General features: G+C 72.7%; 26 protein-coding genes and 1 pseudogene. 10 read left to right on the top strand and 17 right to left on the bottom strand.

Going from position 1 to position 26,451, the window contains the following annotated elements; all coding sequences use genetic code 11:
- Positions 1-14: 14 nt before the first annotated feature.
- Together K4G64_RS14140 and K4G64_RS14135 are read right to left on the bottom strand one after the other, a co-directional pair.
- Positions 15-1,454 (bottom strand): NAD-dependent succinate-semialdehyde dehydrogenase, encoded by a 1,440-nt coding sequence (locus tag K4G64_RS14140; RefSeq protein ID WP_221756391.1) that lies wholly within the window; start codon positions 1,452-1,454, stop codon positions 15-17.
- A gap of 76 nt (positions 1,455-1,530) precedes the next feature.
- Positions 1,531-2,799, bottom strand: a complete 1,269-nt coding sequence (locus tag K4G64_RS14135) for an aspartate aminotransferase family protein (RefSeq protein ID WP_221756390.1) — start codon at positions 2,797-2,799, stop codon at positions 1,531-1,533.
- A gap of 226 nt (positions 2,800-3,025) precedes the next feature.
- On the opposite strand from K4G64_RS14135, the gene K4G64_RS14130 reads away from it, so the two are divergent.
- Complete coding sequence (locus tag K4G64_RS14130) at positions 3,026-4,666, top strand: PucR family transcriptional regulator ligand-binding domain-containing protein (protein ID WP_221756389.1); 1,641 nt, start codon at positions 3,026-3,028, stop codon at positions 4,664-4,666.
- A gap of 10 nt (positions 4,667-4,676) precedes the next feature.
- Here the strand turns inward: K4G64_RS14130 and paaE are convergent, their stop codons facing one another.
- From paaE to paaA, 5 genes are read right to left on the bottom strand one after another with little or no spacing between them, the layout of a single operon-like run.
- Entirely contained in the window at positions 4,677-5,792 is a 1,116-nt protein-coding gene (gene paaE, locus K4G64_RS14125) for a 1,2-phenylacetyl-CoA epoxidase subunit PaaE (RefSeq protein WP_260460434.1), read from the bottom strand.
- Positions 5,792-6,307: a 1,2-phenylacetyl-CoA epoxidase subunit PaaD gene (gene paaD / locus K4G64_RS14120; protein ID WP_221756388.1), complete on the bottom strand. Its 516-nt coding sequence runs from the start codon at positions 6,305-6,307 to the stop codon at positions 5,792-5,794. The genes paaE and paaD overlap by 1 nt, the downstream gene beginning before the upstream one ends.
- Complete coding sequence (gene paaC, locus K4G64_RS14115; protein ID WP_221756387.1) at positions 6,301-7,128, bottom strand: 1,2-phenylacetyl-CoA epoxidase subunit PaaC; 828 nt, start codon at positions 7,126-7,128, stop codon at positions 6,301-6,303. The genes paaD and paaC overlap by 7 nt, the downstream gene beginning before the upstream one ends.
- Positions 7,129-7,138: 10 nt before the next feature.
- The gene (gene paaB, locus K4G64_RS14110; RefSeq protein WP_030844556.1) at positions 7,139-7,432 is read right to left on the bottom strand and encodes a 1,2-phenylacetyl-CoA epoxidase subunit PaaB; all 294 of its coding nucleotides are present in this window, start codon (positions 7,430-7,432) and stop codon (positions 7,139-7,141) included.
- Positions 7,429-8,415 carry a 1,2-phenylacetyl-CoA epoxidase subunit PaaA gene (paaA, locus tag K4G64_RS14105; RefSeq protein ID WP_221756386.1) on the bottom strand — a complete coding sequence of 329 codons (987 nt, stop codon included), beginning with the start codon at positions 8,413-8,415 and terminating at the stop codon, positions 7,429-7,431. The genes paaB and paaA overlap by 4 nt, the downstream gene beginning before the upstream one ends.
- Before the next feature lie 210 nt (positions 8,416-8,625).
- On the opposite strand from paaA, the gene paaI reads away from it, so the two are divergent.
- Together paaI and paaK are read left to right on the top strand one after the other, a co-directional pair.
- Positions 8,626-9,012 carry a hydroxyphenylacetyl-CoA thioesterase PaaI gene (gene paaI, locus K4G64_RS14100; protein ID WP_221756413.1) on the top strand — a complete coding sequence of 129 codons (387 nt, stop codon included), beginning with the start codon at positions 8,626-8,628 and terminating at the stop codon, positions 9,010-9,012.
- Positions 9,013-10,368 carry a phenylacetate--CoA ligase PaaK gene (gene paaK, locus K4G64_RS14095; RefSeq protein ID WP_221756385.1) on the top strand — a complete coding sequence of 452 codons (1,356 nt, stop codon included), beginning with the start codon at positions 9,013-9,015 and terminating at the stop codon, positions 10,366-10,368.
- 9 nt (positions 10,369-10,377) lie between these two features.
- Here paaK and K4G64_RS14090 read toward each other — a convergent pair whose 3' ends face one another.
- Together K4G64_RS14090 and K4G64_RS14085 are read right to left on the bottom strand one after the other, a co-directional pair.
- Positions 10,378-11,574 (bottom strand): PP2C family protein-serine/threonine phosphatase, encoded by a 1,197-nt coding sequence (locus K4G64_RS14090; RefSeq protein WP_221756384.1) that lies wholly within the window; start codon positions 11,572-11,574, stop codon positions 10,378-10,380.
- Between the two features lie 101 nt (positions 11,575-11,675).
- On the bottom strand, positions 11,676-12,434 hold the full coding sequence (locus K4G64_RS14085) for an IclR family transcriptional regulator (RefSeq protein ID WP_221756383.1): 759 nt from the start codon (positions 12,432-12,434) through the stop codon (positions 11,676-11,678).
- A gap of 613 nt (positions 12,435-13,047) precedes the next feature.
- Between K4G64_RS14085 and K4G64_RS14080 the strand changes: the two genes are divergently transcribed.
- From K4G64_RS14080 to hypE, 7 genes are read left to right on the top strand one after another with little or no spacing between them, the layout of a single operon-like run.
- Positions 13,048-14,793 carry an enoyl-CoA hydratase-related protein gene (locus K4G64_RS14080; protein ID WP_221756382.1) on the top strand — a complete coding sequence of 582 codons (1,746 nt, stop codon included), beginning with the start codon at positions 13,048-13,050 and terminating at the stop codon, positions 14,791-14,793.
- Positions 14,790-15,377, top strand: a complete 588-nt coding sequence (locus K4G64_RS14075; RefSeq protein WP_221756381.1) for a hydrogenase maturation protease — start codon at positions 14,790-14,792, stop codon at positions 15,375-15,377. The genes K4G64_RS14080 and K4G64_RS14075 overlap by 4 nt, the downstream gene beginning before the upstream one ends.
- Positions 15,378-15,416: 39 nt before the next feature.
- Complete coding sequence (hypB, locus tag K4G64_RS14070; RefSeq protein ID WP_221756380.1) at positions 15,417-16,178, top strand: hydrogenase nickel incorporation protein HypB; 762 nt, start codon at positions 15,417-15,419, stop codon at positions 16,176-16,178.
- Entirely contained in the window at positions 16,175-18,487 is a 2,313-nt protein-coding gene (gene hypF, locus K4G64_RS14065) for a carbamoyltransferase HypF (protein WP_221756379.1), read from the top strand. Before hypB ends, hypF begins: the two co-directional genes overlap by 4 nt.
- Before the next feature lie 3 nt (positions 18,488-18,490).
- Complete coding sequence (locus K4G64_RS14060; protein ID WP_221756378.1) at positions 18,491-18,826, top strand: HypC/HybG/HupF family hydrogenase formation chaperone; 336 nt, start codon at positions 18,491-18,493, stop codon at positions 18,824-18,826.
- Entirely contained in the window at positions 18,823-19,965 is a 1,143-nt protein-coding gene (gene hypD, locus K4G64_RS14055; protein WP_221756377.1) for a hydrogenase formation protein HypD, read from the top strand. The genes K4G64_RS14060 and hypD overlap by 4 nt, the downstream gene beginning before the upstream one ends.
- Positions 19,958-21,028, top strand: coding sequence for a hydrogenase expression/formation protein HypE (hypE, locus tag K4G64_RS14050; protein ID WP_308122362.1), 1,071 nt, complete (start codon positions 19,958-19,960; stop codon positions 21,026-21,028). The genes hypD and hypE overlap by 8 nt, the downstream gene beginning before the upstream one ends.
- Before the next feature lie 78 nt (positions 21,029-21,106).
- Here the strand turns inward: hypE and hypA are convergent, their stop codons facing one another.
- From hypA to K4G64_RS14010, 8 genes and pseudogenes are all read right to left on the bottom strand, one after another.
- Positions 21,107-21,457: a hydrogenase maturation nickel metallochaperone HypA gene (hypA, locus tag K4G64_RS14045; RefSeq protein ID WP_221756376.1), complete on the bottom strand. Its 351-nt coding sequence runs from the start codon at positions 21,455-21,457 to the stop codon at positions 21,107-21,109.
- 7 nt (positions 21,458-21,464) lie between these two features.
- Positions 21,465-21,659: a hypothetical protein gene (locus K4G64_RS14040; RefSeq protein WP_221756416.1), complete on the bottom strand. Its 195-nt coding sequence runs from the start codon at positions 21,657-21,659 to the stop codon at positions 21,465-21,467.
- Between the two features lie 34 nt (positions 21,660-21,693).
- A complete protein-coding gene (locus K4G64_RS14035; RefSeq protein WP_221756375.1) occupies positions 21,694-21,900 on the bottom strand; it encodes a hypothetical protein in 207 nt (68 codons plus the stop codon).
- Positions 21,901-21,942: 42 nt separating this feature from the next.
- Positions 21,943-22,539, bottom strand: a complete 597-nt coding sequence (locus K4G64_RS14030) for a DUF5947 family protein (protein WP_221756374.1) — start codon at positions 22,537-22,539, stop codon at positions 21,943-21,945.
- Positions 22,536-23,087: a NifU family protein gene (locus K4G64_RS14025; RefSeq protein ID WP_221756373.1), complete on the bottom strand. Its 552-nt coding sequence runs from the start codon at positions 23,085-23,087 to the stop codon at positions 22,536-22,538. Before K4G64_RS14025 ends, K4G64_RS14030 begins: the two co-directional genes overlap by 4 nt.
- Positions 23,080-24,873, bottom strand: a complete 1,794-nt coding sequence (locus K4G64_RS14020; RefSeq protein ID WP_221756372.1) for a nickel-dependent hydrogenase large subunit — start codon at positions 24,871-24,873, stop codon at positions 23,080-23,082. The genes K4G64_RS14025 and K4G64_RS14020 overlap by 8 nt, the downstream gene beginning before the upstream one ends.
- A 61-nt stretch (positions 24,874-24,934) precedes the next feature.
- Positions 24,935-26,023: a hydrogenase expression protein HypE gene (locus tag K4G64_RS14015; RefSeq protein ID WP_221756371.1), complete on the bottom strand. Its 1,089-nt coding sequence runs from the start codon at positions 26,021-26,023 to the stop codon at positions 24,935-24,937.
- Between the two features lies 1 nt (position 26,024).
- Positions 26,025-26,451: pseudogene (locus K4G64_RS14010) on the bottom strand (hypothetical protein); the annotation flags it as partial.

Raw genomic sequence — 26,451 nt, 5'->3', positions numbered from 1 at the left:
CATGCGAGGCCTCGTCACCGCACGGGCACGGCCACGTACTGGTACTCCAGGAACTCGTCGATCCCGACCCGGCCGCCCTCGCGTCCGAGTCCGGACTGCTTGACTCCGCCGAACGGGGCCGCCGGGTTGGAGACGAGGCCGGTGTTGAGGCCGACCATGCCCACCTCCAGGCGTTCGCTGACGCGCAGGCCCCGGTCAAGACCCTGGGTGAAGACGTAGCCGACCAGCCCCCAGGGTGTGTCGTTGGCACGGCGCAGGACTTCGTCCTCGTCGTCGAAGGTGAGGATCGCGGCGACCGGGCCGAAGATCTCCGTGTCCATCAGACGGCTGCCGGGATCGACACCGGCCAGCACGGTCGGCGGATAGAAGTTGCCCGGCCCTTCCGGCCTCCGACCGCCCACGAGCACCTCGGCGCCGCGCTCCACCGCGTCCGCCACGAGCTCCTCCACCTTGGCGCGTCCGCCGGCGTCGATCAGCGGGCCGACGTCCACGCCGTCGCGGGTGCCGGGCCCCACCACGAGCGCACCCATCCGTTCGGCGAGCCGGCGCCCGAACGCGTCGGCCACCGACCGGTGCACGAAGAAGCGGTTGGCCGCCGTGCAGGCCTCGCCCATGTTGCGCATCTTGGCGACCATCGCCCCGTCCACGGCCACGTCCAGGTCGGCGTCATCGAAGACGATGAACGGCGCGTTGCCGCCCAGCTCCATCGAGGTGCGTACGACGGTGTCGGCGCACTGGGCCAGCAGGATGCGGCCCACGGCGGTGGAGCCGGTGAAGGACAGCTTGCGGATCCGGCCGCCCCTCAGCAGCGGCTCGCACACCTCGCCGGCGCGGGAGGTGGTGACGATGTTCAGCACCCCGTCCGGCAGACCCGCCTCCTTGAGGATCCCGGCCAGCGCGAGGCTGGACAGCGGGGTCTGCGGGGCCGGCTTGAGGATCATCGTGCAGCCCGCCGCGATGGCCGGGCCGATCTTGCGGGTGCCCATGGCCAGCGGGAAGTTCCAGGGCGTGATGAGCAGGCAGGGGCCGACCGGGCGACGGGAGAGCAGCATGCGGTTGCGGCCGTCGGGCAGCAGGCCGCAGCCGCCGTCGATCCGCACGGCCTCCTCGGAGAACCAGCGGAAGAACTCCGCCGCGTAGGCCACTTCTCCCCGGGCCTCGGCGAGCGGCTTGCCCATCTCGGAGGTCATCAGATGGGCCAGCTCGTCGGTGCGCTCCAGGATGATCTCGTGCGCGCGGCGCAGGATCTCACTGCGTGCCCGGGGCGCGGTGCGGGCCCAGTCCGCCTGGGCCTGAACGGCCGCCTCCTCCGCGAGCCGGGCGTCCTTCGGGCCGGCGTCGGCGACGTGACAGAGGATCTCGCCCGTGGCGGGATCGTCGACGGGCATGGTGGCACCGTCCGCGGCATCCACCCAGGAGCCGCCGATGAACAGCTGGGTCAGTACCTCGGTCATGGCGTCTCTCCTGGTTGATCGGCGGCGGGGTCGAGAAGTTCGGCCATGAGATCCGCCGGGTCGCGGGGCGCGGTGGTCATCGGTCTCCGGCTCCCGACGTGCCGGCCTCGACGGCGTTCGTCCAGGCCCGCAGCCCCTCGTCGACGCCCGTCTCGTCGATCACGAGCGCCGGAATCATGCGGACGACCTGGTTCCAGGCGCCGCACAGCAGCAGGAGCAGGCCCTCGTCGACGGCGGCGCGCTGGACGCGGGCGGCGGTCTCCGGGTCGGGGCCGCCGTCCTCGGTGACGAACTCGGTGGCGAGCATGAGGCCGAGGCCGCGGACGTCGCCGATGCCCGGGGTCCGGTCGGCGACGGCTTCCAGGCCCTGGCGGAGCCGCTTGCCCATCGCCTCGGCGTTCTCGACGAGCTTCTCGTCGCGTACGACGTCCAGCGTCGCGCAGGCGGCGGCGCACGCCACGGCGTTGGCACCGTACGTGCCGCCCTGCGAGCCGGGCCACGCCTTCGTCATCAGTTCCTTGGAGGCGGCGATGCCGGAGAGGGGGAAGCCGCTGGCCAAACCCTTGGCGGTGACGAGGATGTCGGGGCTGACGCCGAAGTGGTCGTGGCCCCAGAAGCGGCCGGTGCGGCCGACACCCGTCTGCACCTCGTCGAGGATCAGGAGGAATCCGTGCCGGTCCGCCCGCTCGCGCAGGCCTTCCAGGAAGGCGCGGTTCGCGGGGACGTAGCCGCCCTCGCCGAGGACCGGCTCGACGATGATCGCTGCCGTGTCGGCGGGCGAGGAGATCGTCTGGAGGGTGTAGTCGAGCTCCTTCAGCGCGAAGCGGGTCGCGGTCTCCTCGTCCCAGCCGTAGCGGTAGGCGGTCGGGAAGGGGGTGACGACCACGCCGCTCATCAGCGGGGAGAACCCGGACCGGAAGCGGATGCCGGAGGTCGTCATGGAGGCGGCGGCGACCGTACGGCCGTGGAAGCCGCCGTGGCAGACGAGGACGTTCGGCCGACCGGTCGCCTGGCGGGCCAGCCGCAGCGCCGACTCGACGGCCTCGCTGCCGGAGTTGGTGAAGAACAGGCTGTCCAGGCCCGCCGGCAGCACCTCGCCCAGCTTGTCGACGAGGCGGCGCAGCGGCTGGTGCATCACGGTCGTGTACTGGCCGTGGATCAGCGTGCCCACCTGCTCCTGCGCCGCCGCCACGACCTTGGGGTGGCAGTGCCCGGTGCTGGTGACGCCGATGCCGGCGGTGAAGTCGAGGTAGCGGCGGCCGTCCTCACCGTAGAGGTGGACGCCCTCGCCCCGGGCCGCCACGACGGGCGTGGCCTGGCGAAGGTGCGGCGACAGTGCGGTCATGGTGTCTCCCGGCCGTACGACGAGGTGGGTTGCTCGGCTCAGCTCCGGTGTCCGAGCATCGGGGCCGCGGCGGCCGCCGACAACGCGTGATCTGTCCGGCCGGAACCCGTTGTTCGGACGGTGTGTCAACCGCCGGACCCCTCAGGCACCCTCCGTCCCACCCGTGGGCAGCTCTTGCGCAGGTCAGCCCCGCTTGTCAGAGTGACCGGGCACGCAGGGAGGCACCGTGAACCAGCACCCGCCGACGGCCGGCGGTGACACCGCCCCGGCCGGTCGCGCACCCACCGTCGCCGACGTTCTGGCCCTGCCGGTTCTGGCCGCGGGGCAGCCCCAAGTCGTCACGGGGCTGGCCCAGTTGGACCGGCCGGTGCGCTGGGTGCACATCACCGAGCTGACGGACCCGGCCTCCTTCCTCAAGGGCGGGGAGCTGGTCCTGACCACCGGCATGCCGCTGCCCGAGGACGCCTCGGGTGTCCGCCGGTACGTCGACGAACTCACCGAGGTGGGAGCGGCCGCGCTGGTCATCGAACTGGTACGGCGCTTTCACCGGCCGCCCGACGCCCTCGTGCAGGCCTGCCGGGCCCGGGGCCTCCCCCTGGTCACCCTCGCCCGGGACGTCAACTTCCTGGAGGTCACCCAGGTCGTGCACGCGCTGATCCTCGGCACCCAGGCCGACGCGATGCGGCGGACGCAGCGCATCCACGAGGCGTTCACGGCTCTGACGTTGCGCGGGGCGGGGCCGCAGGACGTGGTGCGCGCGGCGGCGGAGATGAGCGGCCGGACGGTCGTGCTGGAGAACCTGGTGCACCAGGCGCTGATCTGTGAACCGTCGGGGAGCACCGTGGAGGAGGCGCTCGGGGACTGGGAGCGGCGCTCCCGGGCGGCCGGGCCCGGCGACCGCACCGAGGTGGGCGGCCCGGAGGGGTGGCTCACCGCTCCCGTCTCCTACCAGGGGGAACGCTGGGGGCGTCTGGCGATGCTGCCGGCCGACGGGCCGGCCTTCGGCCCCGAGCACATCACCGTCCTGGAGCGGACGGCGATGGCCCTGACCGTGGCCCGGCTCATCCACTCCACGCCGTGGGAGCACACGGCCCACCGCACCGTCCTGCGGGAGCTGGCGGAGCAGCGCCACCACTCCGCCGAGGACGTCCGCGCCCGCTGCGCCGCGCTGGGCCTGCCCACGGAGGCCGGTGTCTTCCTGGCGATCCTCGTGGATCCCGGACCCGGCGGGGAGGATGCGGAACCGGAGGCCCGGCTGCACCGGGAGCTGAGGTCGGCCGGCGTCCCGGCCCTGGTCGGCGAGCTCTCCCCCGGCCGCCTCGGCGTCCTGCTCGCCCTGCGCCCCGACCGGCCCTGGCGGCCCGTGGCCGAACGGCTGAGCCGCATCGCGCTGGCCCTGGCCCCGGAGGCGATCATCGGCGTCGGCTCGGAGGTGGCGGACCTCGCCGACACCGCACGTTCCTTCCGGGAGGCGGCCCGGGTCATAGAGGCCACCCCGCCCGGCCAGGCCCTGCCAGCGGACCGTTCCTTCCACGAGCTGCCGGACATCGACCTGCGCCGGCTGCTGTACGCGCTGCGCGAGGACCTCCGGATCCAGGACTTCACGGAACGGCGGCTGAGCAGGCTCGTCGACCACGACACCCGGCACGGCACCGACCTGCTGGCGACCCTGGGCCACTACCTCGACGCCGCCGGCAACAAGACGACGGCGGCCCGGCGCGGCGGCCTGTCCAGGGAGACCATGTACCAGCGCCTGCGCACCATCGAGCGGCTCCTCGACACCGACCTCGAATCCGGCGAGCGCCGCACCGAACTCCACGTGGCGCTCACGGCGTTGCGGGTGCTGCGCGGCGCCCAGGGGCGGTGAGAGGCGGGGCTCAGGTGTCGAAGTCCACCGTCAGCTCCTCGGACACCGGGAACGACTGGCAGGTGAGGACGTAGCCGGCGTCGACCTCGGACGGTTCGAGGGCGAAGTTGCGGCGCATGTCGGCCTTGCCGTCGGTGACCAGGGCGCGGCAGGTGCCGCAGACACCGCCCTTGCAGGCGAAGGGCAGGTCGGGACGGGTCTGCTGGGCGCCTTCGAGGATGCTCCGTTCGCGGGGCAGGGCCGAGGTGGTGGAGCGGCCGTCGAGGGTGACGGTGACCTGGCTGACCGGGCCGGTGGGGCCGGTCTCGGCGTGGTGGACCTCGCGGACGGGCTCGTCGTCGGCGTAGAAGAGCTCCTGGTGGACCCGGTCGGCGGGTACGCCGAGGCCGGTGAGGACCTCCTGGGCGGCGCGGACCATGCCGTGCGGGCCGCACAGCCACCAGTGGTCGGCGGAGTCCACGTCGACCAGGGCGTCGACGAGGGCGGAGAGCCGCTCGGCGTCGAGACGGCCGGAGAGCACCTCGGCCTCGCGGGGCTCGCGGGACAGGACGTGGGCGAGCTGGAACCGCGTCGGGTAGAGGTCCTTCAGGTCGGCCAGTTCGTCGGCGAACATCACCGTGCCGGTACGGCGGTTGCCGTAGAGGAGGGTGACGCGCGAGCGGGAGTCGGCGGCCAGGACGGACTCGGCGATGGAGACCATGGGGGTGATGCCGGAGCCGGCGGCGATCAGGACATGGTGGCCGTGGGTGGTCAGGTCGGGGGTGAAGGCGCCGGTGGGCGCCATCACCTCGACGGTGTCGCCGGGGCGTACGTCCCGCACCAGCCAGGAGGAGAACAGGCCGCCCGGCACCACCCGCACGCCGATGCGCGGTGCCGTGCCGGCGGGGGCGCAGATCGAGTAGGAGCGGCGCTCGTCCCGGCCGTCGATGTCGCGGCGCAGGGTGAGGGACTGGCCGGGCGCGAAGGCGAACTCCTCGGCCAGCTCGGCCGGGATGTCGAAGCTGACGGCTGCGGCGTCCTCGCACAGCGGTTGCACGGCGGCGACCCGCAGGGGGTGGAAGACCGGACGTCGGCGGGCACGCGCGCGTGCCGCCGGGGCGGGGGCCGGCTCCATCAGGTCCTCCATCAGATCTCCTTGACGTACTCGAACGGCTCGCGGCAGGCGAGGCAGCGCCACAGGGACTTGCAGGACGTGGCGCCGAAGCGGGAGGTCTCCTCGGTGTCGGGGTGACCGCAGCGGGGGCAGGGCACGGAGCGGCGGGTCGGTGACAGCACGAGCGGGACCGGGCCGGCCGCGTGCGCGGGCGCGGTGCCGGGCGGGGCGATGCCGTGCTCGGCGAGCTTGCGCCGGCCGTCCGCCGTGATCCAGTCGCTGCTCCAGGGCGGGTCGAGGACCGTGCGGATCTCCACGCGCTCGTACCCGGCCTCGCGCAGCCGGGCGGCCACGCCGGCGCGCATCTCCGCCATCGCCGGGCAGCCCGAGTAGGTCGGGGTGAGACTCGCGACCACCGTCCCGTCCGGGGCCAGGGACACGTCGCGCAGGACTCCGAGGTCGGCCAGGGTGAGCATGGGCAGTTCGGGGTCGGGCACCTGCTCGGCGATGCGCCGGGCCCGTCGCTCGTCCAGGAGTGCCGTCACCATGTCGCCTCCGGGTGGGCGCGGGCGATCCCCTGCAACTCGGCCAGCAGCGGGGCGAGATGTTCGGTGTGCTCCCCGGTGCGGCCCGAGCCGGGCAGCGGCCGGTAGACGGGCATGGGCAGCCCGGCGGCCTCGGTGACCTGGCGCAGCACGGTGACGACCTCGTCCCGGACGTCGTACGCCGTGAACAGCTCGCCCAGGTAGGGCGCGACCTGCTCCTGTGCCCTGCGCATCCGGCGGTGCGACTCCTCGGTGCCGTCGCCGAGGCGCACGGCCCACTCGGCCGCGTACTGGCGGTGGTAGGCCAGCTCCTTCACGCCCTTGGCGGCGATGGCCGCGAGTACCGGGTCGCGGTGGTCGGTGAGCCGCTCGAAGTGCGCGAGGCGCCAGCAGGCGAACACCAGCAGCCGCACGATCGAGAACGCGAAGTCTCCGCCCGGCAGTTCGGCGAGGCGTACGTTGCGGAAGTCGCCGGCGTCGCGGAAGTAGGCGAAGGCGTCCTCGTCGCGGCCGGTGCCGTCGGCCTGGCCCGCGCGGGAGTAGAGCAGGCGGGCCTGGCCGAGCAGGTCGAGCCCGATGTTGGCCAGCGCGACCTCCTCCTCGAGCTCGGGGGCGCGGGTGGTCCACTCGGCGAGCCGCTGGGCGGAGACCAGGGCGTCGTCGGCCAGGGTGACGCAGAGGGCGGCCAGTTCACCGGCGTCCACGTCGTCGGGCACGGCGGTGTCGACGCCGTGCAGGGGGTCCTCGAAGCCGGTGCCGTAGGCCCAGCGGGTGTCGTCTTCGTGTCCCTCGGCGAGGGTCATGTAGACGTGGTCGTCGCTCATGCCCTCTCCTTCAGATGTGCGGGACGTCTTCGGGGATGTCGTAGAAGGTCGGGTGCCGGTAGACCTTGTCGGCGCTGGGCTCGAAGAACGGGTCCTTCTCGTCGCGGGTGGAGGCCGCGATGTGCTCCGAGCGCACGACCCAGATCGAGACGCCCTCGTTGCGCCGGGTGTACAGGTCGCGGGCGTGGGTGAGCGCCATGCGGTCGTCGGCGGCGTGCAGCGAGCCCACGTGGACGTGGTTCAGGCCGCGCTTGCCGCGTACGAACACCTCGTACAGCGGCCAGTCCTGCTTGTCGGCGGTCATGCCACCGCTCCCTTCCGCTCGCGGGACGCCTGCTTGGCGGCGTGGGCGGTGGCCGCCTCGCGCACCCAGGTGCCCTCTTCGTGGGCCGTGCGGCGTCGTTCCATCCGCTGGTCGTTGCACGGGCCGTCGCCCTTGATGACCCGCATCAGCTCGTCCCAGTCGGGCGTGCCGAAGTCGTGGTGGCCCCGCTCCTCGTTCCAGCGCAGCTCCGGGTCGGGCAGCGTCACGCCGAGCTTCCCGGCCTGGGGCACGGTCATGTCGACGAAGCGCTGGCGCAGTTCGTCGTTGCTGTGCCGCTTGATCTTCCAGGCCATGGACTGCGCGGAGTTGGGCGAGGCGTCGTCGGGCGGGCCGAACATCATCAGCGACGGCCACCACCAGCGGTTCACGGCGTCCTGCACCATCTCGCGCTGCTCCGGGGTGCCGCGCATCATCGTCATCAGCAGCTCGAAGCCCTGCCGCTGGTGGAACGACTCCTCCTTGCAGATCCGCACCATCGCGCGCGCGTACGGCCCGTAGGAGGAACGGCACAGCGGCACCTGGTTGCAGATCGCGGCGCCGTCCACGAACCAGCCGATCACACCGACGTCCGCGAAGCTCAGCGTCGGGTAATTGAAGATCGACGAGTACTTCTGGCGGCCCTCGATCAGCCGCTCGGTGAGGTCCGCGCGGTCGGCGCCCAGCGTCTCCGCCGCCGAGTACAGGTACAGCCCGTGCCCGGCTTCGTCCTGGACCTTGGCGAAGAGGATGGCCTTGCGGCGCAGCGACGGCGCGCGGGTGATCCACTCGCCCTCCGGCTGCATGCCGATGATCTCCGAGTGCGCGTGCTGCGCGATCTGCCGGATCAGTGTCTTCCGGTAGCCCTCCGGCATCCAGTCGCGCGGCTCGATCCGCTGGTCCCGCGCGATCGTCGCGTCGAAGTGCTGCTGGAGATCCGGCTCGGCGCCGTCCGTCCCCGCGGGGCTGGAGCGTGTCGTTTCCATCCGTCCCCCTTCCCAACCGACCATTCGTTCGGTCCATCGTAGGACACGTCGGCGCGCCTTGGTAAGACCCCTCGGCCAAGTCCTGGACCCTTGACGGGCGTCGGAGCGGCTGGATTACATGACACCGCCAGCTAACCGAATGTTCGGTCGGTTCATGAGGTGGTGCGAGAAGTGACCCATACCGCTGACGCGACGCCGCCCGCGGAGGCGATGTTCGCCGCGGACGAGGCCTCCCGCGGGCTCGGGATAGAGCTGCGGGAGCAGGGCGAGGGGACCGCCACGCTGCGGATGACCGTGACCCCGGCGATGGTGAACGGCCATGGGATCGTCCACGGCGGCTATGTCTTCCTGCTCGCCGACAGCGCCTTCGCCTGCGCCTGCAACAGCCGTGGCCCGGTGACCGTCGCGGCGGGCGCGGACATCACCTTCGTGGCTCCCGCGTACGAGGGCGACGAACTGGTCGCCCGGGCCGAGGAGCGCACCCGCTACGGGCGCAGCGGCCTCTACGACGTGACGGTCCGGCGGGGCGACGAGGTGATCGCGGAGTTCCGGGGCCGCAGCCGGAGCATCAGGAGCACGAGGCCGGAGGAGTCCTAGATGACCAGCGAGACGACGGCCTCCGGGGCCACGGCGCCCGGGGGACAGCGGCGCGGCGAGCCCCTCCCCCACGACCTGCTCGACGACACCGAGCGCCTGACGCGCGAGCAGCTGCGGGAGCTCCAGCTCGACCGCCTGCGCCGCAGCCTGCGGCATGCCTACGAGAACGTGGAGACGTACCGGAAGAAGTTCGACGCGGCCGGGGTCTCCCCCGACGACTGCCGCTCGCTGGAGGACCTCGCCCGGTTCCCCTTCACCACGAAGGCCGACCTCAGGGACACCTACCCCTTCGGCATGTTCGCCGTCCCCGTGGACCGGGTGCGGCGCGTGCACGCCTCCAGCGGCACCACCGGCCGCCCCACGGTGGTCGGCTACACGGAGAACGACCTGTCGATGTGGGCCGACCTCGTCGCCCGCTCGATCCGCGCCGCCGGCGGGCGCCCGGGCCACAAGGTGCACATCTCCTACGGGTACGGGCTGTTCACCGGCGGTCTCGGCGCGCACTACGGCGCGGAGCGCGCCGGCTGTCTGGTGATCCCGGCCTCCGGGGGCATGACCGCGCGCCAGGTGCAGATCATCCAGGACTTCCGGCCCGAGATCATCATGGTCACCCCGTCCTACATGCTCACCCTGCTCGACGATTTCGAGCGCCAGGGCCTGGACCCACGTGCGAGCAGTCTGCGCGTGGGCATCTTCGGTGCCGAGCCGTGGACGGAGGAGATGCGCCGCGAGATCGAGGAGCGGATGGACATCCACGCCGTCGACATATACGGCCTGTCCGAGGTGATCGGGCCGGGTGTCGCCCAGGAGTGCGTGGAGACCAAGGACGGACTGCACGTGTGGGAGGACCACTTCTACCCCGAGGTCGTCGACCCGATCACGGGTGAGGTGCTGCCCGAGGGCGAGGAGGGCGAGCTGGTCTTCACGTCCCTGACCAAGGAGGCCCTGCCGGTCGTCCGCTACCGCACCCGCGATCTGACCCGGCTGCTGCCCGGCACGGCCCGGCCCGCGTTCCGCCGTATCGAGAAGATCACCGGCCGCTGCGACGACATGATCATCCTGCGCGGGGTGAACGTCTTCCCCAGCCAGATCGAGGAGATCGTGCTGCGCACGCCCGGCGTCGCCCCGCACTTCCAGATCCAGCTGACCCGGCGCGGCCGCATGGACCACATGACCGTCCGCGTCGAGACCCGCCCCGGCACCGGCCCCGCGCAGCGCGACGCGGCGGCCGGGACGATCGCCAAGGCCGTCAAGGACGGCATCGGCATCACCGCCGAGGTGACGATCGTCGAACCGGAGGCCCTGGAGCGGTCCGTCGGCAAGCTCAAGCGGGTCAAGGACCTGCGCGAGGAGTAGGCGCGGCGATCAGGAGCAGCACCGTACCCCGGAGACCGGTGCCGGGGCGGGCACCGCGTGCGCCTCGTACGGGACCGGCTTGCGGATCAGCAGCAGCGCCGCGTCGTCGTGCAGGCTGCCACCCACATGGGCCAGCAGTTCGTCGTGCAGGGCGTCGAGCGTGCGGGCCGGCTCGTGGGTCACGTGACGCTCCAGCCCTTCGGCCAGCGGGTAGAAGGCCCGGCCGTGATCGCGGGCCTCGGTGACACCGTCGGTGTACAGGAGGAGCTGGTCGCCCTCGGCGAACGGGAGTTCCTGGAGGCCGGGCGTCTGACCCGCGAGGGCGCGCAGCCCGAGGGGCGGGGACGGCAGATCGGGCTCGACCGGCGTCACGTCCCCCGAGGCCCGCACCAGCAGCGGCGGCGTGTGCCCGCAGTTCACGACCTCCAGACGCCCTCCCGGCGGGTATCCGGCGACGACGGCGGTGACGAAGTCGTCGTGACCGAGGTTGCGGGCCAGGCTCCGCTCGATCCTGTCGACCACGGCGAGGAGGTCGGGTTCGTCGTGGGCGGCCTCGCGGAAGACACCGAGCACGAGCGCCGCGGTCCCGACGGCCGGCAGCCCCTTGCCCCGCACGTCGCCGACGATCAGCCGCACCCCGTGCGGGGTGGATATCAGCGCGTACAGATCACCGCCGATCCGGGCCTCCGCCGCCGCGGCGCTGTAGCGGACGGCCGCCTGGAACGGCCCGACGGTCGACGGCACCGGCCTGAGCAGCGCGTGCTGGGCGGTCTCCGCGACCGAGCGGACGGCGGCGAGCACCCGTTCCCGTCGCTCCCTCAGGCCGCTGGCCAGGCCGCTCGCGAGGGTGACGGCGACCAGGGCCGACAGCACGGCGATCAGTTCCCGGCCCGGTACACCGTCCCGGATCCCGAGTGTCACGCCGAGCGCCGCGGCGAGGAGGCCGACGCAGAGGACGCCGCGCGGCCCGTTGGTCGTGGCGGCCAGGGCGGGGCCGGCCACCAGCAGGGGCAGCCAGATCATCCCGGCTCCGCCGACGAGGTCGGCGGACACGACGAGGGCGACGACCAGGACGGGCAGGACGGGTGTTCCGGCGGCCAGCTGTGCGACGGCCCGTCTGCGGACCGAAGCCCCGGCACCGGCCACTCGATTCCTGAACGGCCGTACCGGCCGGTGGTGGACGCCATGGTTGCGGTCTTGGCTCATGTCGGTGTCCGCAGTCCTCACCTGTGCGCGGGGCACGTCCCGGAAATGTCTGACTTATCCAGAAAACGGGGTGAGCGCGGTCACCGGCAAGAAGCGGATTTTCAGATAGTGAGCGAGAGGGTCCGGGTCACGCGGCTCGCGGTCGGCAGCAGCCGCTCGCTGATCTCCGGGAGCCGGGAGAGCCGGTTCGACGGCAGCGAGACACCGAGGGAGCCGAGGGTGTCCCCGCTGTAGACCGGGACGGCGACGCAGACCGTGCCGAGGGCGTACTCCTCGAGGTCCGTGATGGCCGGGGCCAGGGGTGAGGTCTCCAGCCGCTGGAGGAGTACCGGGAGGCTGGTGATCGTCCGCGGGGTGAGATCGGCGAGGTGGTGGCGGGAGAGGTAGTCCTGGCGGGCCTCTTCGTCCAGCTCCCGCAGGACGGACTTGCCCAGTGCGGTGGCGTGCCCCGCGTCCTCGAAGCCCACCCAGAGATCGACGCGGGGGGTTCCGGGACCGTCGACGATCTCGGCGACCCGGATCTCTCCGTCCTCGTAGAAGGTGAGGTAGGCGGCCGTCGCCAGTTCGTCGCGCAGCGCGGCGAGAGTGGGCCGGACACGGCTGAGCAGCGCCTGCGCACGCCCCGTGGACTGCAGGGTCTGGAGCTTGTCGCCGAGGACGAAGCCGCCGTCGTCGAGTTTCCGCACGTACCCGTCGTGCACGAGTGTGCGCAGCAGGTGGTAGGCGGTGGCCAGGGGCAGGTTCGTCTCGCGCGCCAGCTGCTTGGCCGGCGCGCCGTTCTCGTGCGCGCTCACCGCCTCCAGCAGCCGCATGGCCCGCTGCACGGAGTTGATGAGCGTAGGGCCGTCTCGCGCACCCATAGGAACAGCGTGCGCCAGTCGCCCGGCCCGGGCAAGGGGAGACTGCACACCGGCGGTGCGACCGGGGGGGGATCGGGCGCGGCCGGCAGGCGCCACGGGCACGGCGGGCCGTTGGTGGGCGTTGGTGTGCCGCGCGGTGAGCTCTTGGCGAGCGCCCCGAGGTGGAGGGGCTGCGCGCGGGACACGCCCCTCGGCGAGCGCGCGGCGGTCGCCCCGGCATGGTCTCGGCACGTATGCGAGTGGCCTTTGAGAGCGCCCCCACGGAGTGGGGCTCCATCGCAGCCGACCAGCTGGAGAAGTCCTCCACCGACGGCGCCTACGCCCGGCAGGCCGACGCCGTCACCTCCTCCGTGCTCCGAGGCCAATGCCGCGAACGACACCGTCATCTCCCGCGCCACCGGCCCGCCCACCTGACCCTCACCCGGGTCGAGGCAGCCGGCCGGGCCCCGCAGGCGCCTCCTGCTCCCGGCGGAAGTACGGATGGACGCAGCCCCGGTGAGCCCGGTACTCCGGCGGGGCGGGCGCGTATCCGTTCCGCCGGAAGCGGATGAGCACGGCGAAACGCCGCCGTGGTCCTTCACCGCCCTCCCCCGACGGGCGACCATGCGATGTCATGGACATCTTGCTCGTCGCCAGCGCGTTCAACAGCCTGTCCCAGCGTGTGTTCGCCGAACTGTCGGACGAGGGGCACCACGTGGAGGTCGTGCTCGCCTCGCACGGCCCCGACGCCGTCCGGGCCGCCGTACGCGAGGTGGGCCCGGAGCTGATCATCGCCCCGATGCTCAAGTCGGCCCTGCCGGAGGACGTGTGGCGCGAGCACACCTGTCTGATCGTGCATCCGGGGCCACCCGGGGACCGGGGCCCGTCGTCGCTGGACTGGGCGATCGCCGAGGAGGCGTCCGAGTGGGGCGTGACGGTGCTTCAGGCCGAGGCGGCCATGGACGCGGGGGACGTGTGGGCAGACGGCACCTTCACGGTGCCACCGACGGGCAAGAGCGACATGTACCGCAACGAGGTGGCGGACGCCGCCACGGCCGCCGTGCTGCTGGCCGTGCGGCGCTATGCCGAGGGGTCCTACAAGCCGCGCCCGCAGAGCGAACCCGGGGCCCACGTCCTGTGGCGGGACTACTTCCGCCAGGAACAGCGCCGGATCGACTGGGAGAACGACAACACGGCGACGGTGCTGCGCAAGCTGCGCGGAGCCGACTCGCAGCCCGGCGTCCGGGACGAGATCTGCGGCCGCGAGGTGTTCCTGCACGGCGGGCACCCCGAGGACCGGCTGCGCGGGGAGCCCGGGGAACTGCTCGCGACCCGGGCCGGCGCACTCTGCCGGGCCACCCGGGACGGCGCGGTGTGGATCCCGGAGCTGCGCCCCCGCAAGAGCTCCGGTGACCCCGCGCCGTTCCGCCGCCCGGCGGCCTCGGTGCTCGCCGGCTTCCCGGCCCCGCCCGGCAGCGGTCCGGGCATGCCGGGGGCGTACGACCGCCCGTACTGGCTGCCCGAGATCGCCGCCCCGCTCGAACTGCCCCCGGACCGCACCACCTGGACCGACATCCGCTACCGGCAGAGCGGTCCCATCGGCTTCCTGAGCTTCTCCTTCCCGAGCGGGGCGATGAGCACCATCCACTGCCGCCGGCTGCTCGCCGCCTGGCGGTACGCCCTCACCCGCCCCACCTCGGTGCTGGTGCTCGGCGGCGCCCGCGACTTCTTCTCCAACGGCATCCACCTCAACGTCATCGAGGCGGCGGACGACCCGGCGGGCGAGTCCTGGTCCAACCTGAACGCCATGGACGACCTGGTCGAGGCGGTGCTGCGCACCACTGACCGGCTGGTGGTGTCGGCCCTGGGCGGCAACGCGGCGGCCGGCGGCGTCATGCTCGCCCTGGCCGCCGACGAGGTCTGGTGCCGCACGGGCAGCGTCCTCAACCCGCACTACCGGAACATGGGCCTGTACGGGTCGGAGTACTGGACGTACTCGCTGCCCCGCCGGGTGGGCGCCGAGACGGCCGAGCGGCTGACGGAAGAGGCGTTGCCGGTGAGCGCCGCGAAGGCCGAGCGCATCGGGCTGGTGGACCGTCTGGTGCCGGTCACGGCCCAGGAGTTCGCCCCCGAGGTCGAGCGCCTGGCCGCCGCGCTGGCCGCCGACCCGGACCTTCGGCAGCGCATCACCGCCAAGGCCACGGCCCGTCACGCGGACGAGCTTGCGCGGCCCCTCGCCGAGTACCGGCGGGCCGAACTCGCCCGGATGCGGGCCACATTCTTCGACCCTGAGGCTCCTTACCACGCACTGCGGTCCGCCTTCGTCCGCAAGCTCCCGAACGGCTCCGCCCGGCCGCTGGTCACCGGGGAGGCGCGATGAGCGCGCGGCTGCTCGTGGCGGGGGTCGGCAACATCTTCCTCGCCGACGACGCCTTCGGCCCCGAGGTGATCCGCGCCCTGGACCGGGACCCGTTGCCGCCGGAGGTGCGGGTGCGGGACTTCGGCATCCGCGGCATGGACCTCGCGTACGAGCTGCTCGGCGGCTACGACACGGCCGTCCTGGTCGACGCCGCCGTGCGGGGGCACGAGCCGGGCACGCTGTCGCTGATCGAGCCGGAGCTGCCCGACGGCTCCACGGCGGGCGCCCCGCCCGAGGCGCACGGCATGGACCCGGCGAAGGTCCTCGCTCTGGCCGCCCACCTGGGCGACGAGCCGCTCCCCCGCGTCCTGGTGCTGGCCTGCGAGCCCGAGCTGCGGGCACCGGCCGACGAGGACATCGCCCCGGGCATCAGCGCGACGGTGCGCGAGGCGGTCGGGCGGGCCGTCGCGGCACTGCACACCCTGGTGCCGGTGCTGCTCGCCGACCCGGCGGCCACGCCCCCGTTGAGCCGCCCGGACGAATCCGCCACCCTGTCCCCGGCCGGGCTGCCGGGCACGGTGGGCGGCGGCGCGGAGGATCGGTAGCGGAACGATTTCCCTACCGACCCGCGAGGAGCGGCGCCCATGTGCGATTCCGTGGACGAGGTCACCCAGGCCGTCCTGGCGAAGAACGACGGTCTGGCCGCGGACCTGCGTGAGGAGCTGGCCCGGCGCGGCGTGTGCGTGGTCAACCTGCTGTCCAGCCCGGGCAGCGGCAAGACGGAACTGCTCGGGCGGGTGCTGGCCAGAGCGGTGGAGCGGAGCCTTCCGGTGGCCGCGCTCACCGCGGACCTCGCGACCGAGAACGACGCCGACCGGCTGGCCCGGTCGGGAGCACCGGTGAAGCAGCTGCTGACGGACGGGCTGTGCCATCTGGAGGCGAGGCAGCTGCGCGGGCACGTGGAGAACTGGCTGCCCGCGGGCACGTCGCTGCTGTTCGTGGAGAACGTGGGCAATCTCGTCTGCCCCGCCTCGTACGACCTCGGCGAGAGCCTGCGCATCGTGCTCATGGCGGTGACGGAGGGCGAGGACAAGCCGCTGAAGTACCCCACGGCCTTCGGGTCCGCCCATCTGGTGGTGCTGACCAAGACCGATCTGGCCGGGCCGGCCGGGTTCGACGAGACGGCCTTCGAGACGAACGTCCAGCGGGTCAACCCGGGGGTGGAGGTGGTGCGGTCCTGTGCCCGCACCGGCGCCGGCGTCGACGTTCTGCTGGAGCGTGTGCTGGCCGTCCGGGACGGGGCCCCCGTCCACCGGCCGCCCCTGGCGCCCCGCCCGCACACCCACAGCCACACCCACACCCACACGGAGACGCACGAGGGCGCCGAAGCCGGCCTCGTCCCGTGACGGCGCCCGCCACCGGGGCGGTGCGCCGGCGCGTCACCGTGCGCGGCACCGTGCAGGGCGTGGGCTTCCGCCCGTTCGTGCACCGCCTCGCCACCGACCTGGCGCTCTCGGGCTTCGTGAGCAACACGGCGAACGGTGTCCTCATCGAGGTGGAGGGCCCGCCGGACGGCGTCGCCGACTTCTGCGACCGGCTCGCCGAAGAGCCTCCGCCGCTGGCCACCGTCACCGGCGTCGGCTTCGAGGACCTGCCCGCCACCGGCGCCGACAGCACCTTCGGCATCCGCTCCACCGACCGCTCCCCCGGCAGCACCCTCCTCCCGCCCGACACGGCGACCTGCCCGGACTGCCTGCGGGAGCTGCGCGACCCGGCCGACCGCCGGCACCGGCACCCGTTCGTCACCTGCACCCACTGCGGCCCCCGCTTCACCATCGCCACGGGCATGCCGTACGACCGGGCGGTCACGACCATGGCCGGCTTCCCGATGTGCGCCACGTGCGCCCGGGAGTACGGCGATCCCCTCGACCGCCGCTTCCACGCCCAGCCCGTGGCCTGCCCCGAGTGCGGCCCCCGGCTGCGGCTGGTGCCGGCGGACGGGAGCGGGGTCCGTCCGGCCCGGGACGCCGAAGCCCTGGCGTCGGCACGGGCGTTGCTGGCCGCCGGGCGGATCGTCGCCGTCAAAGGCCTCGGGGGCTATCACCTGGCCTGTGACGCCACCGACGCCCGGGCCGTCGACACCCTGCGCACCCGCAAGGCACGCGGCGGCAAGCCGTTCGCGGTGATGTGCGCGGACGTCGACGACGTACGGCGGATCGCCGAGCTCCCCGCGTCCGGGCGGGCCGCCCTCACCGGCTCCCGGCGCCCCATCGTGCTGCTGCGCCGGCGCGGGGAGGCGAGCGGGCTGGCACCCGGCGTCTGCCCCGGCAGCCCGCACCTCGGCGTGCTGCTGCCCTACACGCCCGTGCACACCCTGCTGTTCGGCCTGCCCGGTGATCCGCCCGGCCCGCGGGTGCTGGTCATGACGAGCGGCAACCGCTCCGGGGAGCCGATCGTCACGGACGACGACGAGGCGCTGACCCGGCTCGCCGGGCTGGCCGACGCCTGGCTCGCCCACGACCGGCCCATCGCCTCGCCCTGCGACGACTCCCTGCTGCGGGTGCGGTCCGACGGCACCCAGCAGGTGCTGCGCCGGTCCCGGGGATATGTGCCCCGGCCGCTGCGGCTGCCGGTCCCGGTGCGGCCCGCTCTCGCCGTGGGCGGCGACCTGAAGAACGCCCTGTGTCTTGGCGCGGGCGACCAGGCCTGGTTCGGCCCGCACATCGGCGACATGGGCGATCTGACGACGTTGGAGGCGGCCCGGCGGGCGGACGCGCACCTGCGGGGTCTGACCGGCGTGCGTCCCGAGGTGGTCGCCGCCGACCGGCACCCCGGGTACCACTCGACGCGGTGGGCCGCCCGACTGGCCGGGCACGCCCCGGTGCCGGTCCAGCACCACCACGCGCACATCGCCTCCGCGATGGCCGAGCACGGCATGGACGGCACCACCCCCGTGATCGGCGTCGCCTTCGACGGCACGGGCTACGGCGACGACGGCACCGTCTGGGGCGGCGAGATCCTCCTCGCCGACTACACCGGCTACCGGCGCTACGCCCGCCTCTCCCCCGCCCCGCTGCCCGGCGGCGACGCGGGCGTCGCCAACCCGTGCCGTCTGGCCCTGGCCCGGCTGTGGGCGGCGGGACTGCCGTGGGACGCGGACCTGCCGTGCGTGACCGCCTGCGCGCCGCGGGAACTGGAGGTACTCCAGCGGCAGTTGACCGGCGGAGTCGCCTGTGTGCCGACCTCCAGCATGGGCCGGCTCTTCGACGCCGTGTCGTCGCTCGTCGGCGTGTGCCATCGCGCGGGGTACGAGGCACAGGCCGCGCTGGAGCTGGAGGCGGCGGCCGCGGCCGCGTGGGGCGCCGACCGGTCCGCGTACGCCTTCGCCGAGGGGTTCGACCCGGCGCCCGTGCTGAGTGCGCTGGTCGCCGATCTGCGACGCGGCACCCCCGTCGCCGTGCTCGCGGCCCGCTTCCACCGTGCCGTCGCGCGGACGGTGGCGGAGATCTGCCGGCGCGCGCGCCAGGACACCGGACTGGCCACCGTCGCGCTCAGCGGCGGGGTGTTCGCCAACGCGCTGCTGGAGGAGGAGTGCGCGCGGCTGCTGGCAGAGGACGGCTTCGCGGTGCTGCGGCACGGCGAGGTCCCGCCGAACGACGGCGGGCTGGCCCTCGGCCAGCTGGTGGTCGCGGCGCACCTACGACAGAAGGAGTGACCCATGTGTTTGGCAGTGCCCGGCAAGGTCGTCGCCATCGACGACAGCGCCGAACCGCTCACCGGGCTGATCGACTTCGGCGGCGTGCAGAAGAAGGCGTGCCTGGAGTACGTGTCCGACGTGAAGGTGGGTGAGTACGTCATCGTGCACGTCGGCTTCGCGCTCCAGCGCCTGGACGAGGAGTCGGCCCTGGCCTCCCTGAAGCTGTTCGAGGAACTGGGGCTGCTGGAGGAGGAGTTCGGGGACGCCTGGGAGCAGGCGGCCAAGGAGGCGGGCGACACCCTCGCGGCGGAGCGTGCGGCGGCGGAGCCCCAGGACAGCGGGAGCGAGGCCCGGTGAAGTACATCGACGAGTTCAACGACCCCCAGCTGGCGCGGCGGCTGCTGGACGAGATCCGTGCCACCGCCACCCGGCCCTGGGCCCTGATGGAGGTGTGCGGCGGGCAGACCCACTCGATCATCCGGCACGGCATCGACCAACTGCTTCCCGAGCAGGTCGAGTTGATCCACGGGCCCGGCTGTCCGGTCTGTGTCACGCCGCTGGAGGTCATCGACAAGGCGCTGGAGATCGCGGCGCGGCCCGGGGTGATCTTCTGCTCCTTCGGCGACATGCTCCGGGTGCCGGGCACCGACCGCGACCTGTTCCGGGTCAAGGGCGAGGGCGGCGACGTACGGGTGGTGTACTCGCCGCTCGACGCCCTGGAGCTGGCCCGCCGCAACCCGGACCGGGAGGTGGTGTTCTTCGCGATCGGCTTCGAGACCACCGCCCCGGCCAACGCGATGGCCGTGCACCAGGCGCGCAGGCTGGGCCTGTCCAACTTCAGTCTGCTGGTGTCGCATGTGCGGGTTCCCCCGGCCGTCGAGGCGATCATGACGGCGCCCGAGTGCCGGGTGCAGGGCTTCCTGGCCGCCGGCCACGTGTGCAGCGTGATGGGGATGGCCGAGTACCCGGAGCTGGCCGAGCGGTTCCGCGTGCCGATGGTGGTGACGGGCTTCGAGCCGCTGGACATCCTGGAGGGCATCCGCCGGGCGGTCCGCCAGCTGGAGCGCGGTGAGCACCGGGTGGAGAACGCCTACCGGCGTGCCGTGCGCGAGGAGGGCAACCCGGCCGCGGTGCGCATGATCGAGGAGGTCTTCGAGGTCACCGACCGGTCCTGGCGGGGCATCGGACGGATCCCGGCCAGCGGCTGGCGGCTGACCGACGCCTTCCGCGCCTACGACGCGGAGCACCGCTTCGACGTGAGCGGGATCCGTACCGAGGAGCCCGCGGAGTGCCGGGCCGGTGAGGTGCTCCAGGGCCTGATCAAGCCGACCGAGTGTGCCGCCTTCGGCACCACCTGCACGCCGCGCACCCCGCTGGGCGCCACCATGGTCTCCAGCGAGGGCGCCTGCGCGGCCTACTACCTCTACCGCCGGATGAACGCCCCGGCGCCGCAGGCCGGCGGGACCGCGCAGCAGGAGGTGACCCCCGTTGCCTGAGCGACTCGCCGATGTGGTGGACCCGGCCAACTGGACCTGCCCCGCCCCGCTGCGCGACCAGGGGGTGGTGGTCATGGGGCACGGCGGCGGGGGCGCGCTGTCGGCGGAGCTGATGGAGCAGATCTTCACCCCTGCCTACGGCAACGCCACGCTGGCCGGCCTCGCCGACTCCGCCGTCCTCGAACTGGGGGGCGCGCGGCTGGCGTTCTCCACCGACTCCTACGTGGTCCGGCCGCTGTTCTTCCCCGGCGGCTGCCTCGGCGACCTCGCGGTCAACGGCACGGTCAACGACCTCGCGATGAGCGGCGCGCGCCCCGCCTACCTCTCGGCCGCCTTCGTCCTGGAGGAGGGCGTGGAGCTGACGGTCGTCGAACGGATCGCCCGTGCGATGGGGTCGGCAGCCGAGGCCGCCGGGGTCACGATCGCCACGGGTGACACCAAGGTGGTGGAGTCCGGGCACGGCGACGGGGTGTACGTCACGACCGCCGGGGTGGGGCTCGTGCCCGGCGGGGTGGACATCCGGCCCCAGCGTGCCCGGCCCGGGGACGCGGTCGTCGTCAGCGGCCCGATCGGACTGCACGGCGTGGCCGTCATGAGCATGCGGGAAGGGCTGGAGTTCGGGGTGGAGGTCGCCAGCGACACCGCGCCGCTGGCGGATCTGGTGGCGGCGATGCTGGCCGTCACTCCGGACATCCATGTGCTGCGCGACCCCACCCGGGGTGGCCTGGGCGCGTCGCTGAACGAGATCGCCCGCGCCTCCGGGACCGGTGTCCGGCTTCAGGAGCGGGCGATCCCGGTGCCGGACGCGGTGGCGAACGCCTGCGGATTCCTCGGACTCGATCCGCTGTACGTCGCCAACGAGGGGCGGCTGGTCGCCTTCGTGCCGCCGGCTCAGGCGGAGGAGGTGCTGGCGGCGATGCGGGCCCATCCGCAGGGTGCCGGGGCGACGCGGATCGGCGAGTGCGTCGCCGAGCATCCGGGGATGGTGGTGGTCGCCACCGGGCTCGGCGGTACGCGGGTGGTGGATCTGCCGCTCGGGGAGCAGCTGCCGCGCATCTGCTGACCACCGGACAGGACAAGCCGTCCACCGGACAGGACGAAGGGCCCCGCCGACGGATCGACGGGGCCCTTCGCCCGTTGTCTACGCCGGTACCGGCTCGATCTCGGCGATCTCCAGCTCACGGCCGCTGCGCAGGTCGCTGGAGGGCTGGTCGCAGCGCGGGCACCAGAAGAACGGGGGCATGCCCACCGGGAACTCCTCGGCGCACGGGCCGCACCAGGCCTGCGCGGGGATCTGCTCGACGACGAGGTCCGCCCCCGCGAGGGCGGTGCCGTCGCGGGCCACCTCGAAGGCGAAACCGAGGGCGTCGGGGACCACGCCCGCCAGCTCGCCGACCCGGACGGTCACCTTCGAGACGGCGTCCGTCCCGTCCGCCCGGGCCAGCTCGTCGGCCCGCTCGATGATCGCGGTCGCGATCGACAGTTCGTGCACGGCCGGCTCACGGGTAGCGGTGGCCGGCGCGGAATCCGCCGGACATCCGCCAGATCCGCATCTCGCGCCTCAGGCTGGGCCACTCCCAGGCGAGCAGGGCCAGGACCACACCGCCCGCCAGGACGGCCTCGGTCTTCAGCACCTGCTGCCCGCTCATCCCGCCCCGCCTGCGCGCGACGGGGCTGCGACGTGTTCGTTTCATTGCGGCGACTCCCTGCTCGTCCTCATCACGGTGTTCATCCCGGCGGGATGTTCGGCATGGTCTCCGCGAGGACGTCATGCCGCTTCCAGTGGATGCCGGTGGAGCGGCGCGCGTCGGCGGTGCCGTCCTCGTGGTGGCCCTTCTGCCGCTCGCGCGGGCCCTTGTTGCCCTGGTGCATGCCGGCGACGTGCCGGGGCGTGTCGGGCTTCGCCTGGGGCCGGCCCACTCTGATGTTGCCCATGGGGTGCTCTCCTTCCTCGCCTCCGACCTGCGGAGTGCGTGGCTATGGCCGCTCGGTGAGGTCCTGGAAGAACTGCTCGACGGCCGGCCAGATCCGGCCGCCGCCGGACATGCCGCGCCACTCCCGGCGTACGACGGCGATCATCCGGTAGCAGTCGTCGATCGGCACGATCCAGTGTTCGTCGAGGCCGTGGACGGTGTTCACCAGGAGCGCCTCCACGTCGGGTTCCACGGTTGCGAGCGGTGGACACGTCCCGGTCAGCTGCTGCCAGGCTGCCGTGTCCACCTCCCACCGCATGGCTCCCGCCGGGCTCGGGCCCTCGGCGGTGACGGTGCCGTCCGCCCGGGGCACGAAGAAGACCAGGCCGACGGGGACGCCCAGGACGGCCGTGTCGACCTTGGGCAGCCGGAGCCGGCGGCGGGGCACGAGCCGGTACTGGCCGTCCCCCGCCGCCGCGTCGGCGAACAGCACCGAGCAGGGGCCACAGACGCAGCGCACCTCCTCCTGGCCGGTGTCGTACAGGTGGGCGTGCTCGTCGGCGACCGGCGCGGCGCACAGGTCGCACACCTCCCGCTCGGCCGCCGCCGTGCGGTCGGCCGAGGAGCGGATGAGGCGGGCCAGGGCCCCGTCGGTGGTCACGGTGCGCTCCGGTGCGTCAGCGTGGCCAGCGGGACGAAGGCGGGGGCCGTCTCGGTCAGGGGCTCCACCGCCGTCAGCTCCGGCGCCGCGGCGAGCACCGCGGCGCGGACCGCGTCGGTGACCTCGTCACCTCCGCCGCCGCAGCCGGACCCGCATCCGCCGCCGCCCGTGGTCAGACGCACCCGGGCGACCTGCCCCTCCACCCCGGCCCACTCCACGTCGCCGCCGCGTTCCTGCACGGCGGGCCGCAGCCGTTCGACCGCGCGGGCCGCCCGGCGTTCGGCGGGCTCGGGGTGGATGTCGTGCAGCACCAGCAGGTGTCCCAGGAGCTCGTCCTCGGCCAGGCGTTCGGCCAGCTGCTCGTCCGCGCGGTCCAGGACGCGGGCCAGGGCCTCGCCGTAGACCTCGGTCAGCAGGGCCACCGCCTCGGTCGCGGTGCGGGTGGTGGGGCCGGGCGCGGACTCGAGGCTGTCCAGCGCCCGGTCGAGCCGGGCGAGCCGGGCCTCGACGTCCGGGTCCGCCAGCCGTGCCGTGGCGGTCTCAGCCATGGTTCGCCCCGTACGTCGGCGAGTGCAGGGTGGTCAGCGTCTTGCCCTTGCCGACGTACATGTGCACACCGCACGGCAGGCAGGGGTCGAAGCTGCGGACCGTGCGCATGATGTCGACGCCCTTGAAGTCGTCCGGCCCGTTCTCCTCGAAGATGGGCTGTCCCTGGACGGCGTCCTCGTACGGGCCCGGGGTGCCGTACATGTCGCGGGGGCTGGCGTTCCACGGGGTGGGCGGGTACGGGTGGTAGTTGGCGATCTTCTTGTCCTTGATCACCAGGTGGTGGGAGAGGACGCCGCGCACGGCCTCGTGGAAGCCGCAGCCGATCGCCTCGTCGGGCACCTCGTAGTTCTCGAACACCTTGGTCTCGCCCGCGCGCACGAGCCCCATGGCCTCCTCCAGGAACTGGAGGGCCATCGCGGCCGCGTAGGCGACGAAATACGGCCTCGCGCGGTCGCGTTCGATGGTGTTGCTCCACTTCGGGATGCGCCACTCCATGGTCGTCTCCGGGAGCGACTCGCCCTTCGGCAGGGAGATGCGCACGCTGTGCCCGGTGGACTTGACGTACGGGGTGTCGACGAGGCCGCTCAGCGCGGTCGACCACAGTCGGGCGAGCGGGCCGCCGCCGGTGTCGAGGGCGAGGTGGTCGCCGGTGCGCTGGTCGAACCAGCGGGGGCTCATCACCCAGCTGTACTTGTCGTCGAAATCGCGCTTCTGCGGCACCGGGACGGTGGTCTGGTTCCACGGGTGCCGCATGTCGACGGGGTTGCCGAGCGGGTCGTGGGTGACGAACGGCTGCTCGTTGACCCAGTCCTCGTAGTAGGAGCTGCCCAGCAGGATGCGCAGGCCGAGGTTGATGTCGACGAGGTTGTTGGTGACGAGTTCGCCGTCGACGATGACGCCCGGGGTGACGTACATCTGCTTGCCCCAGGTGTTCATCGTCTCGTACCGGTAGTCGACGGTCCTGGGGTCCTGGAAGGCGCCCCAGCAGCCCAGCAGGGTGCGGCGACGGCCGACCTCCTCGTAGCCGGGCAGCGCCTCGTAGAAGAAGTCGAAGACGTCGTCGTTCATGGCGACGGCCTTCTTCACGAAGTCGATGACCCGCATGAGCCGGCTGAGGTAGTCGGTGAAGACGGTCGGCTGCGGCATCGTGCCGACACCGCCCGGGTAGAGCGTCGACGGGTGGACGTGCCGCCCTTCCATCAGGCAGAACATCTCGCGGGTGATGCGGCTGACCTTCAGGGCCTCCTTGTAGACCTCGCCCTCGAAGGGGTTGAAGGCCCGCATGATCTCGGCGATGGTGCGGTAGCCGTGGATCTCGCCGCGGGGTGCGTCGGTGCGCTCGGCGCGGGACAGGAGGCTGGGGTTGGTGGACTTGACCATCGCCTCGCAGAAGTCCACGAAGACCAGGTTGTCCTGGAAGATCGTGTGGTCGAAGATGTACTCCGCCGCTTCGCCGAGGTTGACGATGTAGTCGGCCAGCGGGGGCGGCTTGACGCCGTAGGCCATCTGCTGGGCGTAGTCGGAGCAGGTGGTGTGGTTGTCGCCGCAGATGCCGCAGATCCGGGACGTGATGAAGCCCGCGTCGCGCGGGTCCTTGCCCTTCATGAACACCGAGTAGCCGCGGAACAGCGACGAGGTGCTGTGGCATTCGACGACTTCCCGGTTGGCGAAGTCGATCTTCGTGTAGATGCCCAGGTTGCCGATGATCCGGGTGATCGGATCCCAGGACATGTCCACGAGCTGTGGCGGCTTGCGGTCCGTGGGACGGGCCTCGGTGGTGGTCATCTGCGGTACTGCCCCTCGCTGTCGGTGGTGTGGGGGTGGGGGGTGTGCCCGGTGGGCTTCATCAGGCGCGCCAGTGCGGGTCGTAACCGCTGGTCAGCTTGCGCTTGTTGTGGCGCCACCTGGGCTCGTGGTTGACCAGCTCGTTGGTCATGCCGCGCAGTCGGCGGACGACGGCCCCGTACGGCTTGATGACCAAGGACGACAGGGTGCTGCCCGGGGGCTCGTCCATGAACGGCATGAACGCGTCGGGGAAGCCGGGCATCGTGCAGCCGATGCAGATGCCGCCCACGTTGGGGCAGCCGCCGATGCCGGCCATCCAGCCGCGCTTGGGCACGTTGCAGTTGACGACCGGACCCCAGCAGCCCGTCTTGACCAGGCACTTGGGCGAGTTGTAGTCCTTGGCGAAGCCGCCCTGCTCGTAGTACGAGCCGCGGTCGCAGCCCTCGTGGACGGTCTTCCCGAACAGCCACTGCGGGCGCAGCATGTGGTCCAGCGGCGGCGGGGGCGCGGAGCCGGCCGCGTGGTAGAGGACCCAGACCAGGGTCTCCATGAAGTTCTCGGGCTGGATCGGGCAGCCGGGGACGTTGACGACCGGCAGGCCGGCTTGGGAGGTGTAGTCCCAGCCCAGGTAGTCGGCCAGGCCCATGCAGCCCGTCGGGTTGCCGGACATGGCGTGGATGCCGCCGAAGGTGGCGCAGGTGCCGGCGGCGACGACCGCCCAGGCCTTGGGGGCCAGTTGGTCGATCCACCAGTTGAGGGTCTGCGGCTCGCCGGTCTCCGGGTCGTTGCCGAAGGACGTCCAGTAGCCGTCGCCCTCGATGATGTTCTGGTTGGGGATCGAGCCCTCGATGACGAGGATGAACGGGCCCAGTTCGTCGCGTACGGCCGCCCGGTAGGGCGCGAGGAAGTCCTCGCCGCCCAGGCTGGGCGAGAGCACCTTGTTGACCAGGTTGACCTTGGGCAGGCCCGGGATCAGCCCGAGCACCAGGTCCTCGATGGAGGGCTGGTCGGCGGCGGTGAGCGAGACGGTGTCACCGTCGCAGCTCATGCCCTCGGAGATCCACAGGATGGTGATCTCGTCTATCCCCTGCCGGTCCTCGGACCGTTCGGGTTCCTTGCTGACTTCGGTGGTGCTGCTGTGGGTGGTCATGTCACTCGGCCTCCGCTGCGGGGGTCTCGGAGTCGGTCGTGTGCCGCGTCGGAGCTGCGGCGGGAGCCGGTGCCGACGGCTCGTCCGGTCCGGCGGGCTCGAGGGGTTCGAGCTCGTCGGGCCGGAAGTAGTGGAAGCGGCCGTACCAGTTGTTCAGTTCGGCGGCCGGGTCGTCGTCGAGGGTGACGGCGAGGTGCACGCTGCCGTCCACGTCGTGGAACACGGCGGCGACCTCGGCGGTCCGCCCGGCCAGGAACATGTCCTGGGCGTCGGCCCCGCGTCCCCGGGGGCGCAGCCGCACGCGGCTGCCACCGCCGAGCGGGACGCCGTCGACGAGCACGGTGTCGGTGGTCGGGGAGAGACCGTCATCGGCACCCTCCTGCCACCAGGCGGGGCGGTCGGCGGATGCCGCGGGGGTGGCCCATGGC

This window comes from Streptomyces sp. WAC04114 (assembly GCF_019733245.1).
In the GTDB taxonomy this organism is placed as follows: domain Bacteria; phylum Actinomycetota; class Actinomycetes; order Streptomycetales; family Streptomycetaceae; genus Streptomyces; species Streptomyces massasporeus_A.
Note: the sequence above shows the minus strand (reverse complement) of the source record. Positions and strands in the feature narration are given on the sequence as shown.

Excerpts from the sequence above, each read along its gene's own strand:
- K4G64_RS14015 (WP_221756371.1), bottom strand. The coding sequence starts at position 26,023 with ATGACCACCCACAGCAGCACCACCGAAGTCAGCAAGGAACCCGAACGG.
- paaC (WP_221756387.1), bottom strand. The coding sequence starts at position 7,128 with ATGAGCGACGACCACGTCTACATGACCCTCGCCGAGGGACACGAAGAC.
- K4G64_RS14025 (WP_221756373.1), bottom strand. The coding sequence starts at position 23,087 with ATGGCTGAGACCGCCACGGCACGGCTGGCGGACCCGGACGTCGAGGCC.
- K4G64_RS14075 (WP_221756381.1), top strand. The coding sequence starts at position 14,790 with ATGAGCGCGCGGCTGCTCGTGGCGGGGGTCGGCAACATCTTCCTCGCC.
- paaA (WP_221756386.1), bottom strand. The coding sequence starts at position 8,415 with ATGGAAACGACACGCTCCAGCCCCGCGGGGACGGACGGCGCCGAGCCG.
- K4G64_RS14060 (WP_221756378.1), top strand. The coding sequence starts at position 18,491 with ATGTGTTTGGCAGTGCCCGGCAAGGTCGTCGCCATCGACGACAGCGCC.
- K4G64_RS14080 (WP_221756382.1), top strand. The coding sequence starts at position 13,048 with ATGGACATCTTGCTCGTCGCCAGCGCGTTCAACAGCCTGTCCCAGCGT.
- paaD (WP_221756388.1), bottom strand. The coding sequence starts at position 6,307 with ATGGTGACGGCACTCCTGGACGAGCGACGGGCCCGGCGCATCGCCGAG.
- K4G64_RS14140 (WP_221756391.1), bottom strand. The coding sequence starts at position 1,454 with ATGACCGAGGTACTGACCCAGCTGTTCATCGGCGGCTCCTGGGTGGAT.
- K4G64_RS14040 (WP_221756416.1), bottom strand. The coding sequence starts at position 21,659 with ATGAAACGAACACGTCGCAGCCCCGTCGCGCGCAGGCGGGGCGGGATG.
- K4G64_RS14085 (WP_221756383.1), bottom strand. The coding sequence starts at position 12,434 with ATGGGTGCGCGAGACGGCCCTACGCTCATCAACTCCGTGCAGCGGGCC.
- paaK (WP_221756385.1), top strand. The coding sequence starts at position 9,013 with ATGACCAGCGAGACGACGGCCTCCGGGGCCACGGCGCCCGGGGGACAG.
- hypB (WP_221756380.1), top strand. The coding sequence starts at position 15,417 with ATGTGCGATTCCGTGGACGAGGTCACCCAGGCCGTCCTGGCGAAGAAC.
- K4G64_RS14090 (WP_221756384.1), bottom strand. The coding sequence starts at position 11,574 with ATGAGCCAAGACCGCAACCATGGCGTCCACCACCGGCCGGTACGGCCG.
- K4G64_RS14135 (WP_221756390.1), bottom strand. The coding sequence starts at position 2,799 with ATGACCGCACTGTCGCCGCACCTTCGCCAGGCCACGCCCGTCGTGGCG.
- paaE (WP_260460434.1), bottom strand. The coding sequence starts at position 5,792 with ATGGAGGACCTGATGGAGCCGGCCCCCGCCCCGGCGGCACGCGCGCGT.
- paaB (WP_030844556.1), bottom strand. The coding sequence starts at position 7,432 with ATGACCGCCGACAAGCAGGACTGGCCGCTGTACGAGGTGTTCGTACGC.
- paaI (WP_221756413.1), top strand. The coding sequence starts at position 8,626 with ATGTTCGCCGCGGACGAGGCCTCCCGCGGGCTCGGGATAGAGCTGCGG.
- K4G64_RS14035 (WP_221756375.1), bottom strand. The coding sequence starts at position 21,900 with ATGGGCAACATCAGAGTGGGCCGGCCCCAGGCGAAGCCCGACACGCCC.
- K4G64_RS14020 (WP_221756372.1), bottom strand. The coding sequence starts at position 24,873 with ATGACCACCACCGAGGCCCGTCCCACGGACCGCAAGCCGCCACAGCTC.